Below are 21431 nucleotides of genomic sequence, written 5' to 3' on the forward strand. Positions count from 1 at the left end.
TATCAACTCCTCGGCTTGCGCATTTCGCGCGACTATTTCAATATTTTCAGGAAATTTTTCCGTGGCACTGCTTGTACTTCTTGCCGGAACCACAAGGGCACGGGTCGTTACGGCCCACTTTTTCACTCACCCTGCGGGGAACGTTTGCCGGCGCGGCAGAACGATCTTCTTCAGAGGCCTGTTCCTCTTCTTCACCACTGGCATCGGGGTGCTGGTACTGCATATTGTCCAGATGCGCAGCAGCTTCTTGCTCCAGCTGTTGCTCCGCTTGCTGCACTTGCTCCGCAGATTGAACTCGCACCGTTAACAAGACTTTGGCCACCTCGTCGCGCACTCGGTTCAGCAAGGCACCAAACAACTCAAAGGCTTCGCGCTTGTATTCCTGCTTGGGGTTTTTCTGGGCATAACCGCGCAAGTGAATGCCTTGGCGCAGGTAATCCAGTGCAGCCAGGTGTTCACGCCAGTGCGTGTCAATGCTTTGCAAAAGCAATGTTTTTTCAAACTTGGCGAAGGAATCCACACCGACCAATTGAACCTTGGCTTCGTAGATTTCGTCGGCCATTTGAAGAATGCGCTTCAGGAAATCTTCGTCCGAGCTTTTGGCATCCTCTTCCAGCCATTGGCGCAAAGTGGCCTCAAGCTGGTACTCATTGCGCAATACGGTTTCCAAACCTTCCAGATCCCATTGCTCTTCAACGGACTCCTCAGGAATGTACTCACGGAACACAGCCTCCAGCGCGCCATGCCGCAAGTTGCCAATGGTTTCGCGAATTTCGGCTGATTCCAGAATTTCATTGCGCTGCGCGTAAATGATTTTGCGTTGCTCGTTGGACACATCATCGTATTCCAGCAATTGCTTGCGAATGTCGAAGTTGCGACCTTCCACTTTGCGCTGGGCAGACTCAATTGAGCGGGACACAATACCTGCCTCAATGGCCTCGCCTTCAGGCAATTTCAAGCGCTCCATGATTGCGCGCACGCGGTCGCCTGCAAAAATGCGCAGCAACTGGTCTTCCATCGACAGGTAAAAACGCGAGGAACCCGCATCACCCTGACGACCGGCGCGGCCACGCAGCTGGTTGTCGATACGCCGGCTTTCATGGCGCTCGCAACCAATGATGTGCAAACCGCCAGAATTCAGCACCGCTTCATTGCGCAGCTTCCATTCGGCGCGCGCTTTCTCGATCAGGGCAGGCTTGGCTGCTTCATCAATTTCAGCATTGTTTTCAATGCCGGCCAGCTCGCGCTCCAGGTTGCCACCCAACACAATGTCGGTTCCCCGGCCTGCCATATTGGTCGCAATGGTAATGGCTTTCGGGCGCCCGGCCTGGGCCACAATCTCAGCCTCTCGCTCGTGCTGCTTGGCGTTGAGCACGTTGTGGGGCAGCTTCTCTTTTTCAAGGAAACTGGCGATTAATTCGGAATTCTCGATCGAGGTGGTACCCACCAGCACAGGTTGGCCACGCTCGTAACAATCCTTGATGTCTTCAAGAATGGCGTTGTATTTCTCACGCGCGCTTTTGTAAATTTTATCCTGTGCATCTTTACGCTGAATTGGTCGATGCGTTGGGATAATCACGGTTTCCAGACCATAAATGGACTGGAATTCAAAAGCTTCCGTGTCGGCTGTACCGGTCATGCCCGACAGCTTCTTGTACATCCTGAAATAATTCTGGAAGGTGATGGAGGCCAGTGTTTGATTCTCGGCCTGAATGCGAACACCTTCCTTGGCTTCCACCGCCTGGTGCAAGCCATCAGACCAGCGGCGGCCTGGCATCAGGCGGCCCGTGAATTCATCCACGATGATCACTTCACCGTTTTGAACCACATAGTGCTGGTCTTTGTGAAACAGATTGTGGGCGCGCAAGGCCGCCATCACATGGTGCATCAGGGAAATATTGGCTGCATCATAGAGACTGGCGCCTTCCGGCAGCAATCCCATTTGGCTGAGGATCTGTTCGGCTTTTTCATGGCCGGCTTCACTCATCTGGATTTGGTGGCCCTTCTCGTCCACGTAAAAGTCGCCGGGCACCTCTTCCTCGCCGGGCTTTTGCTCGCTTTGCATTCGAACCAGCTGCTTGGGCAGGCTGTCCAGTTTGCGATACATTTCAGTGTGATCGTCAGCCTGACCAGAGATGATCAAGGGCGTGCGCGCCTCGTCGATCAAAATCGAATCCACCTCGTCGACGATCGCGTAATTCAGACCACGCTGAACACGCTCGCCCACGCTGTACACCATGTTGTCGCGCAGGTAGTCAAAACCGAATTCATTGTTGGTGCCGTAGGTGATATCAGACGCATACGCAGCCTGCTTCTGGTCGTGTGGCATGCGGGACAGGTTACAACCCACAGTCAGACCCAGAAAGCTGTAGAGCTTGCCCATCCAGGCAGCATCGCGAGAAGCCAGGTAGTCGTTCACGGTAATCACATGAACGCCTTTTCCTTCCAGTGCATTCAAGTAGGCGGGCAAGGTGGCCACCAGTGTTTTACCTTCACCGGTGCGCATTTCTGAAATTTTGCCCTGATGCAGGGCCATACCGCCGATCAGCTGCACATCAAAGTGCCGCATGCCAAACACCCGCACGCTGGCCTCTCGAACCACGGCAAAGGCCTCGGGCAGCAAGCTGTCCAGCGAGTCACCTTTGGCCAGGCGCTCTTTGAATTCAGCAGTTTTTGCACGCAAGGCGTCGTCGCTCAAGGCTTGAACGGTGGGCTCTAGCGCATTGATTTGGTTGACGGTTTTACGGTAGGTCTTTAGCAACCGTTCATTGCGGCTGCCAAAAAGCTTTTTCAGAGTGTCTGTGATCATAATGTCGGCTGGTTCGACCCTTGAGGGGCCTGAAAGTCAATCGACCGGGTTTTGGGTCCGGTCGATTCCAAAAACAGCCTAGAAGTTTAGCACGCGAAGTCTAGTCCAGCGGGACAGTAGCGCTTTCCGAGAATAAGCCGTTTAAGGCTGCCACAGTTGAAGGGCCAGGACGGGGAAGACCGTTCTTTTCCAGAAACTTGTTGGGGTTTTGTGGCACACCGTCTACGCGCACTTCAAAGTGCAGGTGCGGGCCCGTTGAGCGGCCGGTGCTGCCCACCAGGGCAATTTTTTGACCAAGCCGCACAATGTCGCCGGGTTTAACCAGCAGCTTGGATGCGTGAGCATACCGCGTGGTGGTTTTGTTGTTGTGCTCAATTTCGACCATGTTGCCGTAGCCTGGGTGCCACTTGGCCTCCACAACTACACCTGCCGCGGCCGCCAAAATGGGCGTGCCTGTGGGGGCAATGAAGTCAATACCCTCGTGAACAGAACGACGGCCGGTAAATGGGTCAATTCGGTTACCGAAATTGCTGACTGCGATAGTGTCTAGAAGGGGAGATTCGTTGGGAACACTGAGAAACTTGACTCGGGCGCTTTGAAGGTCGGTGTCGATGATGCTGAATACATCAGCCTGTCGTTCGATTTGACTGGCCACATCGGAAATGGCCGTTTTGACTTCCCTGTAATTCAGCGATTTTTCGTCTTTTTGTTGTAAACCACCTTGGCCCAGTTGCTCTGTCAGGGTTACTTTGGTGTCAAGCCCGTTGGATTTCAACAAACGCACACTCACCGCATCCAGACGGGCCAGCTGCGCACGCATCTCGGCCAGCCGAATGGCCATGGCGTCCAAGGGGCTTCCGGTTTCAGCCACATCGTGGTGCTTGGCCAATTGTTGTGAATAAACAATATCTTGAACGACCGGAATCTTCTCACCATAACGCGCAGCCAAGTAGAGGCCGGCTGCCATGAAAGACCCCGCCAACATAACCAGCAAAACAAGCAACAAAGCAACGTGGCTGGTCTTTATACTGAGTACACTGGTGCGAGAAAAAGGACCCCGCATAAGAATTAACTGCATGTATAACCTCCTCAATCCGCGTAGCGAACCGAATTCACCCGTTTTTAACGGGTTTTAGTGAGAACACCCGGTGAAACCAAAGCATTCCGCATTATCTCCCTTGGCAAGCCTGATGCAGGAACCACAAACCAGCTCATTAATCACTCAAGCGGCGCAATCACGTCGGCTTGAGAAGATTATTCACACTTGGCCATCGCTTCGAGGCGTGACCTTTAGTGTTGGACCAATCAAAAAAGACAAACTAAAAATTTTCGTGTCGACCCCGGCGGCGCTGACGCGCCTGAGGCAATCCTTACCCAGCCTGATTCAACATCTGCAGGGTTCGGGCATGAATATAAACGAAATTCAGCTACAAATACAAACCAACCCGTTGACATCGAAGCAGTTGGAGCGTCGCCCAAAAAGGGCTGTTTTCTCGGATGCCGCCCGAAAAGCGTGGCTAGACCTTGAAAACCGGCTGGGGGATTCACCATTGAAGGAGGCTACCCAAGCCCTGAACAAACACCACAAATTCAAGTAGTTTCTAGAATGTATCCGAAAACTACAAGATTTTGTTGTGTTTAATATTATTTTACAATTGTCCCCTTAGGCAACTGCCCAATCTGCTCTAAATACAGTAGGTGTTTCCCTGACACTTTCGAAAGTCACCACCTCGAAGGCTGAAGCATCTTGAATCAAGGCCCGAATCAGCTGATTGTTCAAACCGTGACCGGAACGATAGGCTTGGTATTCACCAATAATCGGGTGGCCAATGACGTACAAATCGCCAATCGCGTCCAATACCTTGTGTTTCACAAACTCGTCGTCGTAGCGCAATCCGTCTGAGTTCAGAATTCGATACTCATCCATCACAATCGCGTTGTCGAGATTGCCACCCAGCGCCAAGCCTAAATTGCGCAAGGTTTCTACGTCTTGAGTGAAACCAAAGGTGCGAGCACGGGCAATGTCTCGGGTAAAAGATGTGCTGGAGAAGTCGATCTCGACCATTTGCCCGGTCTTGTCAATCGCCGGGTGACCGAAATCAATCTCAAACTTCAAGCGGAAGCCATCGTATGGCTTCAAACTGGCGTATTTCAGGCTGGCGCCCTCACCTTCCCGAACCTCAATCGGCTTTTTGACCCGAATGAATTTCTTCAGCGCAGATTGTTCAACCAAGCCCGCCTGCTGAATAAGAAACACGAATGAGATGGCGCTGCCATCCATGATGGGAACTTCTACTGCGGTCAAATCAATGTAAGCATTATCGACGCCCAACCCGCACAAAGCAGACATCAGGTGTTCGATCGTGGAAACCTTGGCACCATCTTTCTCGAGCGTGGACGCCATGCGCGTGTCGCCAATGGCCAAGGCATTCACGGGAAAATCGACCGGCTCAGGCAGGTCGACGCGCCTGAACACAATACCTGTGTCAGGAGGCGCGGGTCGCAGTGTCATGGTCACCCGCTTGCCGGAATGCAAGCCGATGCCCGTGGCACTCAACACTTGTTTTAGGGTTCTTTGTTTCACACAACTTTCCTTGAATTGTCACCGAAGTGTAACCATCCGGTCAGTTCAACCCAAGATTTTTTATGGAGGTCAAACTCCAATTAGGGTTAAAAAAGGGTAAAAGTGTCGCAAAATTGCACGAATTACCCTGTTTTCTCGGTTATTTTTTAAATTTGGGACAACAGCTTTTCGGCGGTGCTGTTCTCGAAAACACCGGGTGCTTCCACATTGAACTGGGTTACCACACCGTCTTTGACCAGCATCGAATAGCGGTTGGAACGAACGCCCATACCACGAGATGTCAGGTCCAGTTCCATGCCAATTTTCTTGGTGAACTCGGCAGAACCGTCCGCCAGCATACGCACCTTGCCCTCTGCGCCCAAGGACTTGCCCCACATGCCCATCACGAATGCGTCATTCACGGAAATACACCAAATTTCATCGACACCCTTGGCCTTAAACGCATCGAAGTGTGCGATGAATCCTGGAACGTGTTTTGCGGAGCAGGTTGGTGTGTAAGCCCCTGGCAAAGCCAGGATGGCAACCGTTTTACCGGCCAGCTCTTTTTCCACTTCAAATTTGTTGGGCCCCAAAGAGCAACCCTCAGTTTCTTCATGAAAAAACTCAAACACGGTTGCGTTTGGCAACTTGTCACCGATCTTGATTGTCATTTTTATACTTCTCCTAAAACCTCAAAAATACACCACACAAGCGACCCTGGGTAGATCGCGGATTTGCAGTCTTCGGCAAAACTGCAAACTTCACCCCCGAACTACCAAGGGCAATGATAGGACACTCACTTTTCGAAAATGTTCTCGAAAAGCAGATCGCTTGTGTTGACTAACTCACTACCTTCAGTCTGCCTGACGACGCAAAAATGCGGGAATGTCAAACCGGTCCATACCACTGTCCTGCAAGGCCTGTACCCGTGAAGCGGCGTTGTCGCGTGGGTTGCGGAATACGGCCGGAATGGCGTAATCCGTTTCACCTTGCTGACCACTTACCGCATCAAACGTACCGGTGCGGGCCATGGGCTGGTACTGTTCAGCCTGTACCAAAGTGGGCTTGGCGGCTTTGCGGCCCAAACCCGTCGCAACCACAGTCACGCGCAAATCGTCGCCCATGGTTTCATCGTAGGCAGTACCGAAAATCACGGTTGCATCTTCAGCCGCATAAGCGCGGATGATATTCATCACTTCCTTGGTTTCTTTCAGCTTCAGGCTCTTGCTTGAAGTGATGTTCACCAACACACCACGGGCACCCGACAAATCCACACCTTCCAGCAATGGAGAAGCGATGGCCTGCTCAGCAGCTTCACGCGCACGGTCAGGACCGTTGGCCGTTGCAGTACCCATCATGGCTTTGCCCACTTCTGACATGATTGTTTTCACATCTTCGAAGTCGACGTTCACATTGCCTTCTACATTGATGATTTCTGCAATGCCTGCACATGCGTTGTGCAACACGTCGTCAGCTGCAATGAAGCAGTCTTCCTGAGTTGCATCGTCGCCCACCACTTCCAGCAGTTTCTCGTTCAACACGATGATCAGTGAATTCACTTTGCTGGACAATTTCTCCAGGCCTTCTTCCGCGGCCTTGCAACGTTTGGTGCCTTCAAATTCAAAAGGCTTGGTTACAACAGCCACGGTCAAAATTCCCAGTTCTTGGGCAACTTCAGCCACCACTGGTGCAGCGCCTGTACCAGTACCACCGCCCATACCTGCGGTAATGAATACCATGTGCGCACCACGCAAGGCATCGCGAATGCGGTCACGGTCTTCTTCTGCCGCCTGGCGACCGGCCTCGGGTTTTGCGCCTGCACCCAAACCAGTTTTACCCAATTGAATAAGCACGTTTGCTTTGGTTTTTGCCAGCGCCTGTGCATCGGTGTTGGCGCAAATGAATTCGACGTTTTGAACGCCTTGCGCAATCATGTGGGCCACCGCGTTGCCGCCTGCGCCGCCCACACCCACAACTTTAATGACAGTCCCTTGGGTTTCTGTCTCGAGAATTTCAAATGACATGGTGTTTGCCTCCTATCTAGCAAAAATTAACATCGCCGAAAAAACTAATTAAAAAAAACTACAATTAAAAATTACCCAAAAACCACTCTTTCATTTTCTGTACGGTTTGCTTCAAGCCGCCACCTTGTGAAGCCACGCGGCGGCCACGCAAATGTTGGGCCCGTGCTTCGTGCAGCAAACCCATGGCTGTTGCAAAACGCGGGGTGCGAACCATATCAGCCAAACCACCCGCGTAATCGGGCACACCGATGCGCACAGGTTTCATGAAAATGTCTTCACCCAGTTCTGCAATACCAGGCATCAAGCTGGTGCCACCCGTTAACACAACACCTGAGGACAACAATTCTTCGTAACCCGATTCGCGCAAAACCTGTTGCACCATCAAGAACAACTCTTCAAGACGCGGTTCGATGACAGCGGCCAAGGCTTGTTTGGACAAAGTTCTCGGGTCGCGCTCGCCAATGCCAGGCACATCGATTTTTGCGTGTGGATCGGCCAGTACTTGTTTGGCCACACCGTGGCGAATCTTGATTTCTTCCGCATCGGGCGTTGGTGTGCGCAAGGCCATCGCAATGTCGTTGGTGATTTGATCGCCAGCGATTGGAATGACCGCAGTGTGGCGAATTGCGCCGCCAGTGAAGACGGCAATGTCAGTGGTACCACCACCAATGTCAATCAGCACCACACCCAATTCTTTTTCATCTTCAGTCAATACAGCCATGCTGGAAGCCAGGGGTTGAAGCATCAGGTCCTGCACTTCAAGCCCGCAACGGCGTACACACTTCACAATGTTTTGTGCTGCTGAAACAGCCCCTGTCACGATGTGTACGCGCGTTTCCAAACGCACACCGCTCATACCCAGTGGCTCACGCACATCTTCCTGACCATCCACGATAAATTCTTGCGGCAACACATGCAGAATTTGCTGGTCGGTTGGAATGTTCACCGCCTTGGCGGTTTCAATCACACGGGCCACATCGGCCTGTGTCACTTCACGCTCTTTAATGGCGACCATACCCGAGGAGTTGAAGCTGCGAATGTGACTGCCGGCAATGCCGGTGAGTACAGTTTTAATTTTGCAGTCCGCCATTAACTCCGCCTCTTCCAAGGCCTGCTGAATGGAATGCACTGTGGCTTCAATATTGACCACCACCCCTTTTTTCAACCCCCGCGATTCGTGTTGCGCCACGCCTATGACTTCGAAGCGGCCGTCAGGCAGCAACTCCGCAACCATGGCCACAACTTTCGCAGTGCCAATGTCCAGCCCAACTATCAAATCTTTCGGCTCTTTGTTCATGGTGCCCAGTTTCAATTTTTCATATTCAGTTCAATTTCACGCTTGAAGCCCCAGCAGGCTTTGACGCCGCCAAACGCTCGCCCTTTACTGCAACACCCCGTGGATAGCGCAGATCAATTCTCTCTACTGCTGCCATCACCTGGCTTGTAATTTTTGGATAAACCGCCAGCAGTCGATCCATTTTCTGTTCTATGCTGAAATTCTCTTGTGTGCGGCCCAGTTCAATCGTGATGCCAGTGTCTGTTTCAATCGACCAGGCATACCGATCTGACAACTCCACGCGCGAGGGCCACATGCCCAGCGTTTTCAGTTTTTCAATACTTGACACATACATTTTTGAAACAAGCAGTTCGCTGCCTGCTGGCCCATTCAACACGGCCAACTGCTGGTCTTCTGCCACCTCGGCCAGGTTGGCAGAGAACACTTCGCCATACGTGTTGACCAATCGTGTTTCTCCCCACAGCGCCAAGGGTGTGTGCCCCTGAATCTGGATGCGCAAGCCACTAGGCCAGGTTCGCTGCACAACAGCCTTGCGCACCCAGGGTTGGGCTTCCACCTGCTCCCGTACTTTCTGCAAATTGGCCGAGAAAAAAGTACCCTCAATTTTTGGCAACACATTGGCTTTGAAACCAATCAAATTCACACGCTCTACATCGCCCACCAATTCCACGCGCTTCAGTTCAAACACCGGGCGCTGAATCAACCACTGAATACACGCATAACCCAGCAGCACCATGGCCAGCGCTGTAAACAGCCCGGCAATAATGCTCATGAGTTTGTCGTCGTTCCAGATGGCTCCCAACATTTAGCGCGCGCCCCCCACGTTCAAACCAGATGCTTTCAGCCGCGCACTGGCGGCAATCTGCATCACCAAGTCGTCGTACTCCACGCCACTGGCTCGTGCGCTCATGGGCACCAGCGAATGGTCAGTCATGCCTGGCGAGGTATTCATTTCCAGCAACCAGGGTTTGCCACTTTCATCAACCAACACATCGGCACGCCCCCAGCCTGCACAACCCAACACCTGGTAGGCTTTCACGCAAAGCGCCTGCACTTCCGCTTCAAAATCGGCGCTCAGACCGCTTGGGCAGAAGTACTTGGTTTCATTGCCGATGTATTTGTTGTGATAGTCGTAGTTGCCATCCGGGGCCTGAATGCGAATCACGGGCAGTGCATGCGCACCTGCGCCTTCGCCCATCACGGGCACAGTCAACTCTTGCCCGCTGACAAACTTCTCTGCCAGTACATTCGGGTCGTACTTGTATGCAAGCTCAAAAGCGGCTTGCAGTTGATCTGCTGTTTTTACCTTGGTCAAACCAAGGGTCGATCCTTCCTGCGCTGGTTTTACGATCAGGGGCAGGCCCAAGCGTTGCACCACTTCATTCACATTGAAACCAGGCTCAAGACGAACGTAATCGGGCGTGGCCAGGCCTTGACTGATCCACGCAGCTTTGGTCAGAATTTTGTCCATGGCCAGGGCCGAGGCAGTCACACCGCTGCCGGTGTAGGGAATATTTAGCCACTCCAGCACACCTTGAATCGTGCCGTCTTCGCCAAAGCGGCCATGCAGGGAAATAACAGCGCGGTCGAAACCGCCTTGGGCCAATTCAACCATGCTGCGTTCGGCGGGATCAAATCCATGCGCATCCACGCCGTTGCGCTGCAAGGCGGCCAGCACCATGCTGCCTGATTTCAACGACACTTCCCGTTCAGCAGAACGACCGCCGAACAGCACTACCACTTTGCCCAAGCCTTTTGCGTCAATCCGTGTGCTCATGGCTTGCCTCCCATGGCACTGGCGACCAGGCGACCAGGCAATGCGCCAATTGAACCTGCACCCATGGTGATAACCAAATCGCCGTCACGCGCTATATTCAAAATCGTACTTTCCATCTCATTCATGTCTTCTACAAATACAGGTTCTGTGCGCCCGGCCACACGCACGGCGCGGGCCAGTGAGCGACCGTCTGCCGCAACAATTGGTGCTTCCCCAGCGGCATACACTTCTGACAAAATCACCAGGTCTGGTGTGCCCAAGACCTTGACGAAGTCTTCAAAACAGTCGCGGGTGCGCGTGTAACGGTGGGGCTGAAAGGCAAGTACCAAGCGCTTGTCCGGGTAGGCACCCCGCGCGGCCGCGAGTGTAGCAGCCATTTCAACAGGGTGATGTCCATAATCATCGACCACCAGAAAGTGCCCTCCCTCTTTGGCGGCCACTTCGCCGTAATGCTGGAAGCGACGACCAACACCATTGAATTTTTCAAGGGCGGTAACAATCGCTTCATCGGACACACCAATTTCCGTGGCCACGGCAATTGCTGCAAGTGAGTTGCATACGTTGTGGTCGCCAGGCAAGTTCAAGGTAATGTCCAGCGGTGCCTCGTCTTCACGCAACACCGTGAACTTCATTTGCCCTTGGCAAGCCTGAACATTCACTGCGCGAATTTGTGCCTGCTCCGACAAACCGTAAGTCACGATCGTCTTGGACACAAACGGCATGATCTCGCGCACACAAGGATCATCGACGCACACCGCAGCCACACCATAGAAAGGCAGGCGCTGTGTGAACTCCACAAAGGCTTGCTTCAAACGTGCAAAGTCATGCCCGTAGGTTTCCATGTGGTCGGCGTCAATATTGGTGATCACTGCAATGACCGGCATCAGGTTCAAAAACGATGCATCTGATTCATCAGCCTCAACCACCATAAATTCGCCAGTGCCCAGCTTGGCGTTTGCACCCGCCGAATTCAAACGTCCGCCAATTACGAAAGTGGGGTCGAGTTTGCCTTCAGCCAGAATGCTGGCCACCAAACTGGTAGTCGTGGTTTTGCCGTGCGTGCCAGCCACAGCAATGCCCTGCTTCAAACGCATCAATTCGGCCAGCATGACAGCGCGTGGCACCACAGGCACCCGTGCTGCGCGCGCTGCCAACACTTCAGGGTTGCTGCCGCCAACAGCAGTGGATGTAACCACTGCATCTGCACCCGCAATGTTTGACCGTTCGTGACCTGTAAACACGGTGGCACCCAATTTGGCCAGTCGCTGAGTCACGGCAGAATCAGACAAGTCGGAACCGCTCACCTTGTAACCAAGGTTAATCAATACTTCGGCGATTCCGCTCATGCCAGAACCACCAATCCCTACAAAGTGCACATGTTTGACTTTGTGTTTCATACCTTCGCAACCTGTTCAATGTAGTTCGCCACTTCCTGAGTGGCTTGTGGTTTGGCCAAGGCCCTCGCCCGCTCTGCTTGTTCAAGGCATGTTTCCCGGCTGATTTGTTGCAACCAGTTCGCCAGCCATGTGGCGTCCAATTCGTGTTGCTGACGCAGCCAGGCCGCATTCTCTTTCACGAGAAAACCTGCGTTGTGGGTTTGATGGTCGTCAACAGCATGCGGAAAAGGCACAAACAACGCTGCAACACCAATGGCGGCGACTTCCGCGACAGTCATTGCACCAGCCCTGCAAATCACCAAATCGGCCGCAGCCATGGCACCTGCAACATCATCAATAAATGCCAGCTGCTGGGCGCTTACGCCAGCCTTCTCATAGTTGTCGCGCAAGGCGGGCAAATTTTTCTCTCCCGCTTGGTGCACCACCTCAGGCCTGCAATCTGTGGGCAAGTTGGCCAAGGCTTTGGGTACCACCTCATTCAAGGCTTGTGCACCCAAACTTCCACCCAACACCAATAATTTCAACGGACCACTGCGGCCAAGAAAACGCGCGCGGGGCTCTGGCTGGCTGTAAATCATTTCACGCACGGGGTTGCCCACCCAATTGGAATTGGGCAGGGCATACGGAAAAGCAACCAGGTTTCGATCTGCCAATTTAGCCAACACCTTGTTGGTCAAGCCTGCAACCGAGTTTTGCTCATGCACCACCAAAGGAATATTCAGCAAGCTGGCCATCATGCCCAGCGGGAATGCCACATACCCGCCCATGCCCAACACTACCGCGGGCTTGGTGCGGCGAAGAATTTGAACTGACGTCCAGAATGCACGCAACAATTTCAAGGGCATGAAGACCTGCTGCACAATGCCCTTACCGCGAAAGCCTGAGAACACCAAGGTATTCATTTCAACGCCATGTGCCGGCACCAATCGGCCTTCCATGGCCTGTGGGTTACCCGCCCATTGAACCTGCCAACCACGAGCTTTCAATTCAGAGGCAACACTCAATCCCGGGAAAATATGACCGCCGGTACCACCTGCAACAATCAATGCCAATCGCTGTGCTTTGCTCATGCCGCACCTCCCCGCATCATGGTTCGGTTCTCATGATCAATGCGTAGCACCAGTGCCAAAGCCGCACAGGTCACGAGTATTGCGGAGCCGCCATAACTCATCAAAGGCAAGGTCAAACCCTTGGTGGGCAGAACACCCAAATTCACGCCCATGTTGATAAAGCACTGAACTGCAATCCAGATGCCTACGCCCTTGGCCACCAAACCGGAGAATGTTCGCTCCAGCGCGATGGCCTGGGCACCCACGGCAAAGCATCGTTTGACGATGTAGAGGAACAGCAAAATGACAACCGTCACACCCACAAAACCAAGCTCTTCTCCAATGACCGCGAGCAGAAAGTCGGTGTGGGCCTCGGGCAGGTAATGCAATTTTTCAACACTGCCACCCAAACCTACGCCCAATACTTCACCTCGCCCAAAAGCGATCAAGGAATGTGACAACTGATAGGCCTTGTTCAAAGCGTTGTCGCCTTCCCATGGATCGAGGTAAGCCAACAAGCGGGCACGGCGGTAATCACTGAAGGCGATCAACAAGGCAAATGCCGCACTTAGAGCGAACAACACACCAAAGAAAACCCGTGCATTGATACCACCCAAAAACAGGATTCCGAACACCACCGTGACAATCACGATGAATGCCCCCATGTCAGGCTCCAGCAAAAGCAGCATGCCCACCAGGAACATGGCCATGAACATGGGAAACAATACCTTCCCAAAACGCTGCATATAGGCTTGCTTGCGCACGGTGTAATCGGCTGCATAAATGATCGCGCAGACCTTCATCAATTCAGATGGCTGAATATTCAGTACGTACAGCGAGAGCCATCGGCGAGCACCATTCACCTCTTTGCCAATTCCAGGAATCAGCACCAAGACCAGCAAAGCGATGCAACACAAAAAGACCAATGGCGCCAACTCTTGCCAGGTTTTCATTGGAATCTGGAAAACACAAAAGGCCGCCACAAATGCCACTGCAATGGATACCGCGTGCCGAACCAAAAAGTGCGTGGTTTGATAGTTGGCATACTTGTTGGAATCGGGCAAAGCCACAGTGGCGGAATACACCATCACAAGCCCAAGGAACAGCAGCGCCAACACAGCCCAAATCAGGCCTTGGTCAATGGCCTGAGACACTGCAGGTCCACGGTTGACTTTGTACATGGAGGATGACAAACCACCACCCGCCGCAGTGGCGGGGATCAGGCTCTTGAACTGCATGCTGTTCTGATCTTTCTTGCCCCAATTGCCTAGCATGGCTGCCCCCTGTCGGCCGCAATGGCTCGAACGGCATCCACAAACACCTCAGCTCGATGCACATAATTCCTGAACATGTCCAGGCTTGCGCATGCAGGGCTGAGCAACACACAGTCGCCCTCACGGGCCTTGCTGGCCGCCACTTGAACAGCCTGCTCCAAAGTACTTGCTTTTTCGCAGGGCACATGCGCACCGGCAAGGACACTCATCATGTTGTCAGCGTCTTTTCCAATCAACACCACATGCTTGCAGTAATTCGATACAGGCTGAATCAAGGGCGAGAAGTCCTGCCCTTTTCCGTCGCCGCCGGCGATCAACACGGTGGGCTTGGCCAAACCGTTCAATGCCGCCACAGTGGCCCCTACATTGGTGCCCTTGCTGTCATCGAAATAATCGACACCATCAATTTGCACAACGTGCTGTACCCGGTGAGGCTCGCCCTGGTAGCTGCGCAACCCATGCAACAACTTGGCCATTGGCATACCAAGGCCTTGACACAAGGCCAAAGCAGCCAACGCATTGCTCGCATTGTGCAAGCCCACTACTTGCAAAGCCTCGGTCGGCATCAACAGCTTTTGGCTGGGTTCTGATTCCTCCTGCTTTTTGCGGCGAGTGGATGTCAGCACCTCTTGGTCTCCAACCAATTGCGCCAGCCACAACATACCGCCCTCCCGAATCAGGCCAAAGTCATTGGCATGAACAGGGGCACTTGTGCCAAAGGTGATCACCTCGGCTCCAGCAGGCAAATTGACCTTGGCCACGAGTTCATCATCCCGGTTCAGCACACACACGCCGTTCTCCGAAAAGATTCGGAACTTGTCTTCGGCGTACTCCCGCATGTCGGGGTGCCAATCCAGATGGTCTTGCGTGATGTTGAGCACGGTCGATGCATCAAACTTCAAGCGCTTGGTCCAGTGCAACTGGAAACTCGACAACTCAAGCACCCAAACATCGGGTAAATCATCCACTTCCAATTGCTCACGCAAAGCATCCAGAGCAGCCGGGCTGATGTTGCCTGCTGCAACAGCCTTTTTCCCGGCGAACTGCGCGAGGCATTCCACCATTCGAGTTGTGGTGGTTTTTCCATTGGTTCCGGTAATACCCACCACTTGCGGTTTGTAGTTTCTACTTTGCTGCAAGGCCTGAAGTGCGTCGGCAAACAGGTCAAGTTCAGAATCAACGGAAGTGGAATGTTCCGCAGCCTGTGCGAGCACCCCGACCATCAGAGGATGAGAAGGCGGCAAACCAGGTGACACCACCACACGGTTGAAGTCCCAATTCAAATCGCCTACCGAATTGAACACGCGCACATCGGGTTGAATGGATTGCAACTCTTGCAATCCTGGAGGCGTTTCACGCGTGTCGATCACAGTCAACCGGGCGCCTTGCGCAAGCGCCCAGCGCGCGCAAGCCAAGCCAGACTCACCGAGTCCGACTTGCAAAACCGACTGATCAAGAAGCAAATTCATTCGTTTCAACTCAATTTGAACGCAATTTCAACGCAATTTCAGCGTAGACAAACCAATCAACACCAGAATCATTGTGATGATCCAGAACCGAACCACAACCTGGGTTTCCTTCCAGCCACTCAGTTCATAGTGATGGTGTAGCGGCGCCATTCGGAATACCCGTTTCCCACCGCTGTACTTGAAATAGAGCACTTGAATCATGACCGAGAGGGTCTCCGCCACAAACACGCCACCCATGATGAACAACACCACTTCTTGGCGAACAATCACAGCAACCGTACCCAGCGCACCACCCAAAGCGAGTGCACCCACATCACCCATGAACACCTGTGCCGGGTAAGCGTTGAACCAGAGGAAGGCCAAACCTGCGCCAGCAATAGCTGCGAGGAAAACAGCCAGCTCACCTGCGCCTGGAATGTATGGCAGCAGCAAATATTTGGAGTACACCGCATTGCCGGCCACGTAGGCAAAAATCGCCAAGGCGGATGCCACCATCACTGTGGGCATAATCGCCAAGCCATCCAGGCCATCGGTCAAGTTCACCGCATTACTGGTGCCCACGATCACAAAGTAAGTCAGAGCGATAAAACCCCAAACACCCAAGGGGTAGCTGATCGACTTGAAAAAGGGCACGATCAGGTCTGCATTGTTGGGCAGGTGCATTGAAAAACCGCTTTCAACCCAGGCCACAAAAATATCCAGCACTTCCTGTCCGCTTTGTGCAGAAACGGCAAAAGCCAGATAGAACGCACAGATCAACCCCACCACGCTTTGCCAGAAATACTTCCATTTCGCTGGCAAGCCCTTGGGGTTGCGATACACCACTTTGCGGTAATCATCGACCCAGCCTATCCAGCCGAAACCGAAGGTGACGAGCATCACCACCCACACAAAACGATTGGAGAGATCAGCCCACAACAGGGTTGAAATACCAATACCAATCAAGACCAACGCACCACCCATGGTGGGTGTACCGGCTTTGGCCAAATGAGTTTGGGGACCATCATCACGTACAGATTGACCAATTTTGTATTGAGTCAATTTGCGAATCACCATGGGCCCAGCCACCAGCCCAACCAACAGTGCAGTGGCACATGCCAACACCGCACGCAAAGTCAAATAATTGAAAACACCGAATGCGCGAATGTCTTGCGCAAGCCATTGGGTAAGCTCAAGAAGCATGGTTAGCCTCCCCTGAATGATGTTGAATCAGCGCCTGCACAACTCGCTCCATTTTCATGAAACGGGAGCCCTTGACCAGCACAGACCATCGGCCTTGCTTCGTAGTATTCATGGTGTTTTCTATTAAGGTTTCTATGTTTTTGAAATGTATTGCACCCTCGCCAAAGGCCAATACGGTGTGCGTGGTCGCGTCGCCAAGGGCATACAGGTGTTTGACGCCGACCTGTTTTGCATAGCAACCGACTTCAGCATGGTATTCATCTGACTGATTGCCCACCTCACCCATGTCGCCCAGTACCAGCAAAGTACTGCCTGCCTGCTGACCAAGCACTTTGCTTGCAGCATTCACAGAATCAGGGTTTGCGTTATAGCTGTCATTGATCAACAACATCAGTGGCGTGTTCAAGGCAATTTGCAGGCGTCCACTCACTGGTTGAAATGCATTCAAACCTTTTTGAATTGCTTCATGAGTACAACCCGCTGCATGGGCCGCAGCTGCCGCTCCAGCTGCGTTGGCGTAGTTGTGTTCACCAATAAAATTCGGGTGCAATTCAATGTGCTTACCCAGAGCGCTTAGCATCACAGTGGATTGTTCAGAATCACGCCGTGCTGGCAAAATATCGAAATCCGCACCGCATCCAAAACGCAAGGTGCTTTTGCCGGTTGACAGCGCTTGCCAACAAGCATCGAACTCTTCACTCACCGGAAATACCGCACAACCATTGCGCGGTAAATGAGTGAATGCACTGCCGTTTTCTTTGGCGACAGCCAACACGGTTTTCATGAATTCCTGGTGCTCTCGCTGTGCATTGGTCAGTAGCACAACATCAGGTTTTACCAACCCGGCGAGGTAATCAATCTCCCCGGGGTGATTCATGCCCATCTCAATCACGGCCATCTGGTGCTGAGGTCGCAGTTTCAACAATGTTTGTGGCACGCCGATGTCGTTGTTCAGGTTACCCGCAGTCACCAGCACTTGATCGTTGCCACATTGCGCCTTGCAGATGCTGCCCAACATTTCTTTGCTGGTTGTTTTGCCATTGCTGCCCACTACAGCCAACACCTTCAAATCAAACTGTTGCCGCCAGGCACTGGCCAAGGCACCCAAGGCAAGACGAGTGTCATTCACCACAAACTGGGCAATCGGCAAATCGAGTTCGCGACTAGTCACCAAAGCAGCAGCACCCGACTGCATCACCTGCTCTGCAAAATCATGGGCATCAAATCGTTCACCAATCAAACACACGAACAGATCACCCTTTTCAACCAAACGACTGTCTGTTTGAATCAGGCGCACAGCACCTGGCACCTCTGGCGCATCCTGTTTCAACTGCTTACTCAAAGCAGTCGCAACGTGTTCAAAGGCCCAGTTCAACTCAAGCATGCGCACCTCGCTTGCCCAGCGCGGTCATCGCGCACTGCACATCTGAATGCGCAATTACTTGTGCACCAATCGTTTGAGTACTTTCGTGCCCCTTGCCAGCCAATAACACGACATCTTTGGCGCTCGCTTTGGCAACGGCAAATTCAATGGCCCGCACGCGATCAACCTCGACATGAAGTTTGTCCTGCCGGGCCTTGTCGATTCCATCCACTATCTCTTGCAGAATGTTTTCTGGTTTTTCACTGCGTGGGTTGTCTGAGGTAACCACCACGAAATCGGCTTTGTCAGCTGCCGCAGCTCCCATCAAAGGGCGTTTGCTGCGATCCCGATCGCCACCACAACCAAACACCACCCACAGCTTGCCTTGGCGTTTGTTGGCAAATGGCCGAAGCGCCAGTAGTGTTTTTTCCAGTGCATCTGGGGTGTGCGCGTAATCAACAACCACCGCCGGTTCGCCTTCAATGTGCTGCATGCGTCCAGGTGCTGGAGTAACCCCTGCCAAAGCGCTCTTCACCTGGCTTGCGTCGTACCCAAGCCTTATCAAAGTCGCAAACACCAATGCCATATTGTCAGCATTGAATTCGCCAATAATGGACGTGTCGATCTGGGTGCTTGCACCGTTGATTTTCAATTCAATGCGTTGGCCGTTTTCTTGATGGGCAACACTCAGAATTTGGCACTCAGCACTGTCAGCGCGTCCTACAGCGGAGCAATCAATATTTCTGCGCTGCACATTGGCCAAAAACTCCATGCCGAAAGAATCATCCGCATTGACCACCGCCAACCGCAAAGTCGGCCAGCTGGCCAGAATCATTTTGGAACGGCCATACGCGGCCATGTCCCCGTGATAGTCCAGGTGATCCTGAGATAGATTGGTAAAGAGCGCGACATCGATGCTGACACAGGCCAGCCGACGCTGCTCAAGCCCGATCGACGAAGCTTCAATGCAAACCGTGTCGAACTGGTGTTGACGCAATTCATGCAGCAGGTGATGAACACCCACCACATCTGGAGTGGTCAAACCGGTGTGAGCCTTCAATTGATCCGGCTCGCCATAACCCAAAGTGCCGATCACAGCGGCTTTCTTGCCAAGATGATTGAGTGCCTGCGCCAACCAGCGGGTAACAGTGGTTTTCCCATTGGTGCCCGTCACCGCAATAATGGTCATCGCATCGCTGGGGGTTTCGTAATAACCAAAAGCCAGGTCGGCTAACATGGTTTTCAAATGCAGTACGGGCAACACACTGGCGCTTTGGTAGGCGCGCTGGTCGTCGTAATCGACCAGTACTAAACCACACCGCTGCTCGATCAACAGATCATCGGCCAAATTTCGCGGATCAAACTTTTCACCAGGCACGGCAAGAAACACATCCCGAGGACCTGTCAAGCGACGGTGATCTGTCACCAAGCCCGAGCAATCGGCGTAGAAGCCGCGCTCATGAAGCTCAGCCAACACCTCGGACACAGAATGCAAGTAAGCGCTGATCATAGGCGACTCCCTGCTGCGCTCGGTGCGGCAACAAACTTGCGCAACTGCTCTGTGGACTCGATTGCATCAGGCTGCACATTCAAACGAGTCAATACGCTTTTTGTAATCGTCGAGAATACTGGTGCCGCAACCAAACCACCGTAGTACACCCCCCCCTTGGGCTCATCCACCATAATGGCGACGATGACACGAGGATCAGAAACAGGTGCCAGGCCAACATAAGAGGAAACGTACTTGTTCACGTAACGTCCACCTTCCTGCTTGTGTGCTGTACCGGTTTTGCCAGCAACCCGGTAGCCCTGCACCTGCGCCTTGATCGCTGTACCTTCCGGCCCGGAGGCCAACTCAAGCATGTGCAACATGCTATCTGCAACTTTCTCGCCAATCACCCGGTGGGACACCACAGGGTCTTGCGGCCCACGCTTGATCAAGGAGGCCGGAACGAAGTGTCCCTTGTTTGCAAAGATGGTGTACGACTGCGCCAACTGAATCAGGGACACAGAAATACCATGCCCATACGACATGGTCGCTTGTTCAATCGGACGCCATTTATTCCAGGGGCGCACACGACCAGCCACTGAGCCGGGAAATGCAATCGAGGGAGTTTGTCCAAAACCCAGCAAATTGAAAAAATCCCACAAATCCTTTCGCTCAAGCTCCAGCACAATTTTGGAAGTCCCCACGTTACTGGACTTCTGAATGATTTCCTCAACAGTCATGACACCATGCGGCTTTGTGTCACTGATGGTGGCCGGCCCGATCGACATGCGACCATTGCCGGTGTCAATTTTCGTACTGGCTTTTACCTTGCCTTGATCCATCGCCAAGGCCACACCAAATGGCTTTAAGGTTGAACCGGGTTCGAACATGTCAGTGAATACGCGGTTGCGTAACTTCTCGCCATGCAACTGCCCCCTGTTGTTGGGGTCATAAGTCGGAATATTGGCCATCGCCAGCAGTTCACCGGTTTTTGCATCCAGCACCACAGCAGCGGCAGCCTTGGCCTTGTGCTGCTCAACCGCTTTCTTCAGCTCCGACAAAACGATGTATTGCACATCTGCATCCACGGACAACACCAGATCCTGTCCATTCACAGGCGGACGCAGCTCCCGGATGTCCTCGATTACATTGCCCAGACGATCGCGCAACACATTTCGTTCGCCGTCTTCACCTGTAAGTCGGTCATTGAAAGCAAGCTCGACGCCTTCCTGGCCTTTGTCTTCAATGCTGGTAAAACCCACCAAATGCGCCATGGTCTCGCCTTGGGGGTAATAGCGCTTGCTCTCGGTCACAAACCCCAAGCCAGGAATTTTCAAGGCCTTGGCTTTTGCGGCAACATCGGAATCGACCTGACGGTCCAGGTAAACAAATGCGCGCTTGGAATCTTTACGCATCTGGGCAATCATCCGGTCGGGCTTTAAACCAAGCACGGCCGCAAGCTTTCGCAAATCTTCATCCTTGGCATCTACAATTCGACGGCCGTCATACCACACAGCCTGGGCCGGAACACTTTGCGCCAACACCACCATATTGCGATCCAGCAAACTGCCTCGACTCGCCTGAAGTGGAAGCGTACGCTCCAGGCGTTTGGCGCCCTGTTCCTGCAAGAAGTCATTGGAAATAACCTGCAAGTAGGCAGCGCGCGCGATCAAGCCACCAAATGCCAGAAAGATGCACACCAAAACAAAACGCGATCGCCAGGCTGGCAATCGCATTT

Annotated in this window: 17 protein-coding genes; 1 reads left to right on the top strand and 16 read right to left on the bottom strand. The window is 53.0% G+C overall.

Translation table 11 applies throughout. From position 1 onward, the window contains the following. Positions 1-46 precede the first annotated feature (46 nt). A complete protein-coding gene (gene secA / locus HKT17_RS12895; protein WP_171100588.1) occupies positions 47-2809 on the bottom strand; it encodes a preprotein translocase subunit SecA in 2763 nt (920 codons plus the stop codon). Between the two features lie 100 nt (positions 2810-2909). Beyond that, complete coding sequence (locus HKT17_RS12900) at positions 2910-3776, bottom strand: M23 family metallopeptidase (RefSeq protein ID WP_171100590.1); 867 nt, start codon at positions 3774-3776, stop codon at positions 2910-2912. 439 nt (positions 3777-4215) lie between these two features. Between HKT17_RS12900 and HKT17_RS12905 the strand changes: the two genes are divergently transcribed. After that, complete coding sequence (locus tag HKT17_RS12905) at positions 4216-4407, top strand: hypothetical protein (RefSeq protein WP_146106554.1); 192 nt, start codon at positions 4216-4218, stop codon at positions 4405-4407. Positions 4408-4472: 65 nt separating this feature from the next. On the opposite strand, the gene lpxC is transcribed toward HKT17_RS12905, so the two are convergent. The 14 genes from lpxC to HKT17_RS12975 all read right to left on the bottom strand — a co-directional run bounded on the left by lpxC (position 4473) and on the right by HKT17_RS12975 (position 21429). After that, positions 4473-5393 (bottom strand): UDP-3-O-acyl-N-acetylglucosamine deacetylase, encoded by a 921-nt coding sequence (gene lpxC / locus HKT17_RS12910; protein WP_171100592.1) that lies wholly within the window; start codon positions 5391-5393, stop codon positions 4473-4475. 146 nt (positions 5394-5539) lie between these two features. Further along, a complete protein-coding gene (locus HKT17_RS12915) occupies positions 5540-6043 on the bottom strand; it encodes a peroxiredoxin (protein ID WP_105027276.1) in 504 nt (167 codons plus the stop codon). Positions 6044-6226: 183 nt separating this feature from the next. Continuing rightward, positions 6227-7396, bottom strand: coding sequence for a cell division protein FtsZ (gene ftsZ / locus HKT17_RS12920; RefSeq protein ID WP_008250414.1), 1170 nt, complete (start codon positions 7394-7396; stop codon positions 6227-6229). Between the two features lie 64 nt (positions 7397-7460). Continuing rightward, the gene (gene ftsA / locus HKT17_RS12925; RefSeq protein WP_105029701.1) at positions 7461-8693 is read right to left on the bottom strand and encodes a cell division protein FtsA; all 1233 of its coding nucleotides are present in this window, start codon (positions 8691-8693) and stop codon (positions 7461-7463) included. Positions 8694-8718: 25 nt separating this feature from the next. Continuing rightward, positions 8719-9498: a cell division protein FtsQ/DivIB gene (locus HKT17_RS12930; RefSeq protein WP_105027277.1), complete on the bottom strand. Its 780-nt coding sequence runs from the start codon at positions 9496-9498 to the stop codon at positions 8719-8721. Continuing rightward, the gene (locus tag HKT17_RS12935) at positions 9499-10470 is read right to left on the bottom strand and encodes a D-alanine--D-alanine ligase (protein WP_171100594.1); all 972 of its coding nucleotides are present in this window, start codon (positions 10468-10470) and stop codon (positions 9499-9501) included. It lies immediately after the preceding gene. Then, positions 10467-11867, bottom strand: a complete 1401-nt coding sequence (gene murC, locus HKT17_RS12940) for a UDP-N-acetylmuramate--L-alanine ligase (RefSeq protein ID WP_105027279.1) — start codon at positions 11865-11867, stop codon at positions 10467-10469. Before murC ends, HKT17_RS12935 begins: the two co-directional genes overlap by 4 nt. After that, the gene (gene murG, locus HKT17_RS12945) at positions 11864-12937 is read right to left on the bottom strand and encodes an undecaprenyldiphospho-muramoylpentapeptide beta-N-acetylglucosaminyltransferase (protein ID WP_105027280.1); all 1074 of its coding nucleotides are present in this window, start codon (positions 12935-12937) and stop codon (positions 11864-11866) included. The genes murC and murG overlap by 4 nt, the downstream gene beginning before the upstream one ends. Continuing rightward, positions 12934-14154, bottom strand: coding sequence for a putative lipid II flippase FtsW (gene ftsW, locus HKT17_RS12950; RefSeq protein ID WP_371133807.1), 1221 nt, complete (start codon positions 14152-14154; stop codon positions 12934-12936). Before ftsW ends, murG begins: the two co-directional genes overlap by 4 nt. 29 nt (positions 14155-14183) lie before the next feature. Continuing rightward, positions 14184-15659: a UDP-N-acetylmuramoyl-L-alanine--D-glutamate ligase gene (gene murD / locus HKT17_RS12955; protein ID WP_171100599.1), complete on the bottom strand. Its 1476-nt coding sequence runs from the start codon at positions 15657-15659 to the stop codon at positions 14184-14186. A 27-nt stretch (positions 15660-15686) separates the two neighbouring features. Beyond that, positions 15687-16841 (bottom strand): phospho-N-acetylmuramoyl-pentapeptide-transferase, encoded by a 1155-nt coding sequence (mraY, locus tag HKT17_RS12960; RefSeq protein ID WP_008250398.1) that lies wholly within the window; start codon positions 16839-16841, stop codon positions 15687-15689. Further along, the gene (locus tag HKT17_RS12965) at positions 16831-18225 is read right to left on the bottom strand and encodes a UDP-N-acetylmuramoyl-tripeptide--D-alanyl-D-alanine ligase (RefSeq protein WP_171100601.1); all 1395 of its coding nucleotides are present in this window, start codon (positions 18223-18225) and stop codon (positions 16831-16833) included. Before HKT17_RS12965 ends, mraY begins: the two co-directional genes overlap by 11 nt. Next, complete coding sequence (locus HKT17_RS12970; RefSeq protein ID WP_171100603.1) at positions 18218-19714, bottom strand: UDP-N-acetylmuramoyl-L-alanyl-D-glutamate--2,6-diaminopimelate ligase; 1497 nt, start codon at positions 19712-19714, stop codon at positions 18218-18220. The genes HKT17_RS12965 and HKT17_RS12970 overlap by 8 nt, the downstream gene beginning before the upstream one ends. Beyond that, positions 19711-21429 carry a peptidoglycan D,D-transpeptidase FtsI family protein gene (locus HKT17_RS12975; RefSeq protein WP_240605750.1) on the bottom strand — a complete coding sequence of 573 codons (1719 nt, stop codon included), beginning with the start codon at positions 21427-21429 and terminating at the stop codon, positions 19711-19713. The genes HKT17_RS12970 and HKT17_RS12975 overlap by 4 nt, the downstream gene beginning before the upstream one ends. Positions 21430-21431 lie beyond the last annotated feature (2 nt).

This window comes from Limnobacter sp. SAORIC-580, from assembly GCF_013004065.1.
Taxonomy (GTDB): Bacteria; Pseudomonadota; Gammaproteobacteria; order Burkholderiales; family Burkholderiaceae_B; genus Limnobacter; species Limnobacter profundi.

Excerpts from the sequence above, each read along its gene's own strand:
- secA (WP_171100588.1), bottom strand. The coding sequence starts at position 2,809 with ATGATCACAGACACTCTGAAAAAGCTTTTTGGCAGCCGCAATGAACGG.
- HKT17_RS12900 (WP_171100590.1), bottom strand. The coding sequence starts at position 3,776 with ATGGCAGCCGGCCTCTACTTGGCTGCGCGTTATGGTGAGAAGATTCCG.
- HKT17_RS12905 (WP_146106554.1), top strand. The coding sequence starts at position 4,216 with ATGAATATAAACGAAATTCAGCTACAAATACAAACCAACCCGTTGACA.
- HKT17_RS12915 (WP_105027276.1), bottom strand. The coding sequence starts at position 6,043 with ATGACAATCAAGATCGGTGACAAGTTGCCAAACGCAACCGTGTTTGAG.
- ftsZ (WP_008250414.1), bottom strand. The coding sequence starts at position 7,396 with ATGTCATTTGAAATTCTCGAGACAGAAACCCAAGGGACTGTCATTAAA.
- ftsA (WP_105029701.1), bottom strand. The coding sequence starts at position 8,693 with ATGAACAAAGAGCCGAAAGATTTGATAGTTGGGCTGGACATTGGCACT.
- HKT17_RS12930 (WP_105027277.1), bottom strand. The coding sequence starts at position 9,498 with ATGTTGGGAGCCATCTGGAACGACGACAAACTCATGAGCATTATTGCC.
- HKT17_RS12935 (WP_171100594.1), bottom strand. The coding sequence starts at position 10,470 with ATGAGCACACGGATTGACGCAAAAGGCTTGGGCAAAGTGGTAGTGCTG.
- murC (WP_105027279.1), bottom strand. The coding sequence starts at position 11,867 with ATGAAACACAAAGTCAAACATGTGCACTTTGTAGGGATTGGTGGTTCT.
- murG (WP_105027280.1), bottom strand. The coding sequence starts at position 12,937 with ATGAGCAAAGCACAGCGATTGGCATTGATTGTTGCAGGTGGTACCGGC.
- ftsW (WP_371133807.1), bottom strand. The coding sequence starts at position 14,154 with ATGCAGTTCAAGAGCCTGATCCCCGCCACTGCGGCGGGTGGTGGTTTG.
- murD (WP_171100599.1), bottom strand. The coding sequence starts at position 15,659 with ATGAATTTGCTTCTTGATCAGTCGGTTTTGCAAGTCGGACTCGGTGAG.
- mraY (WP_008250398.1), bottom strand. The coding sequence starts at position 16,841 with ATGCTTCTTGAGCTTACCCAATGGCTTGCGCAAGACATTCGCGCATTC.
- HKT17_RS12965 (WP_171100601.1), bottom strand. The coding sequence starts at position 18,225 with ATGCTTGAGTTGAACTGGGCCTTTGAACACGTTGCGACTGCTTTGAGT.
- HKT17_RS12970 (WP_171100603.1), bottom strand. The coding sequence starts at position 19,714 with ATGATCAGCGCTTACTTGCATTCTGTGTCCGAGGTGTTGGCTGAGCTT.
- HKT17_RS12975 (WP_240605750.1), bottom strand. The coding sequence starts at position 21,429 with ATGCGATTGCCAGCCTGGCGATCGCGTTTTGTTTTGGTGTGCATCTTT.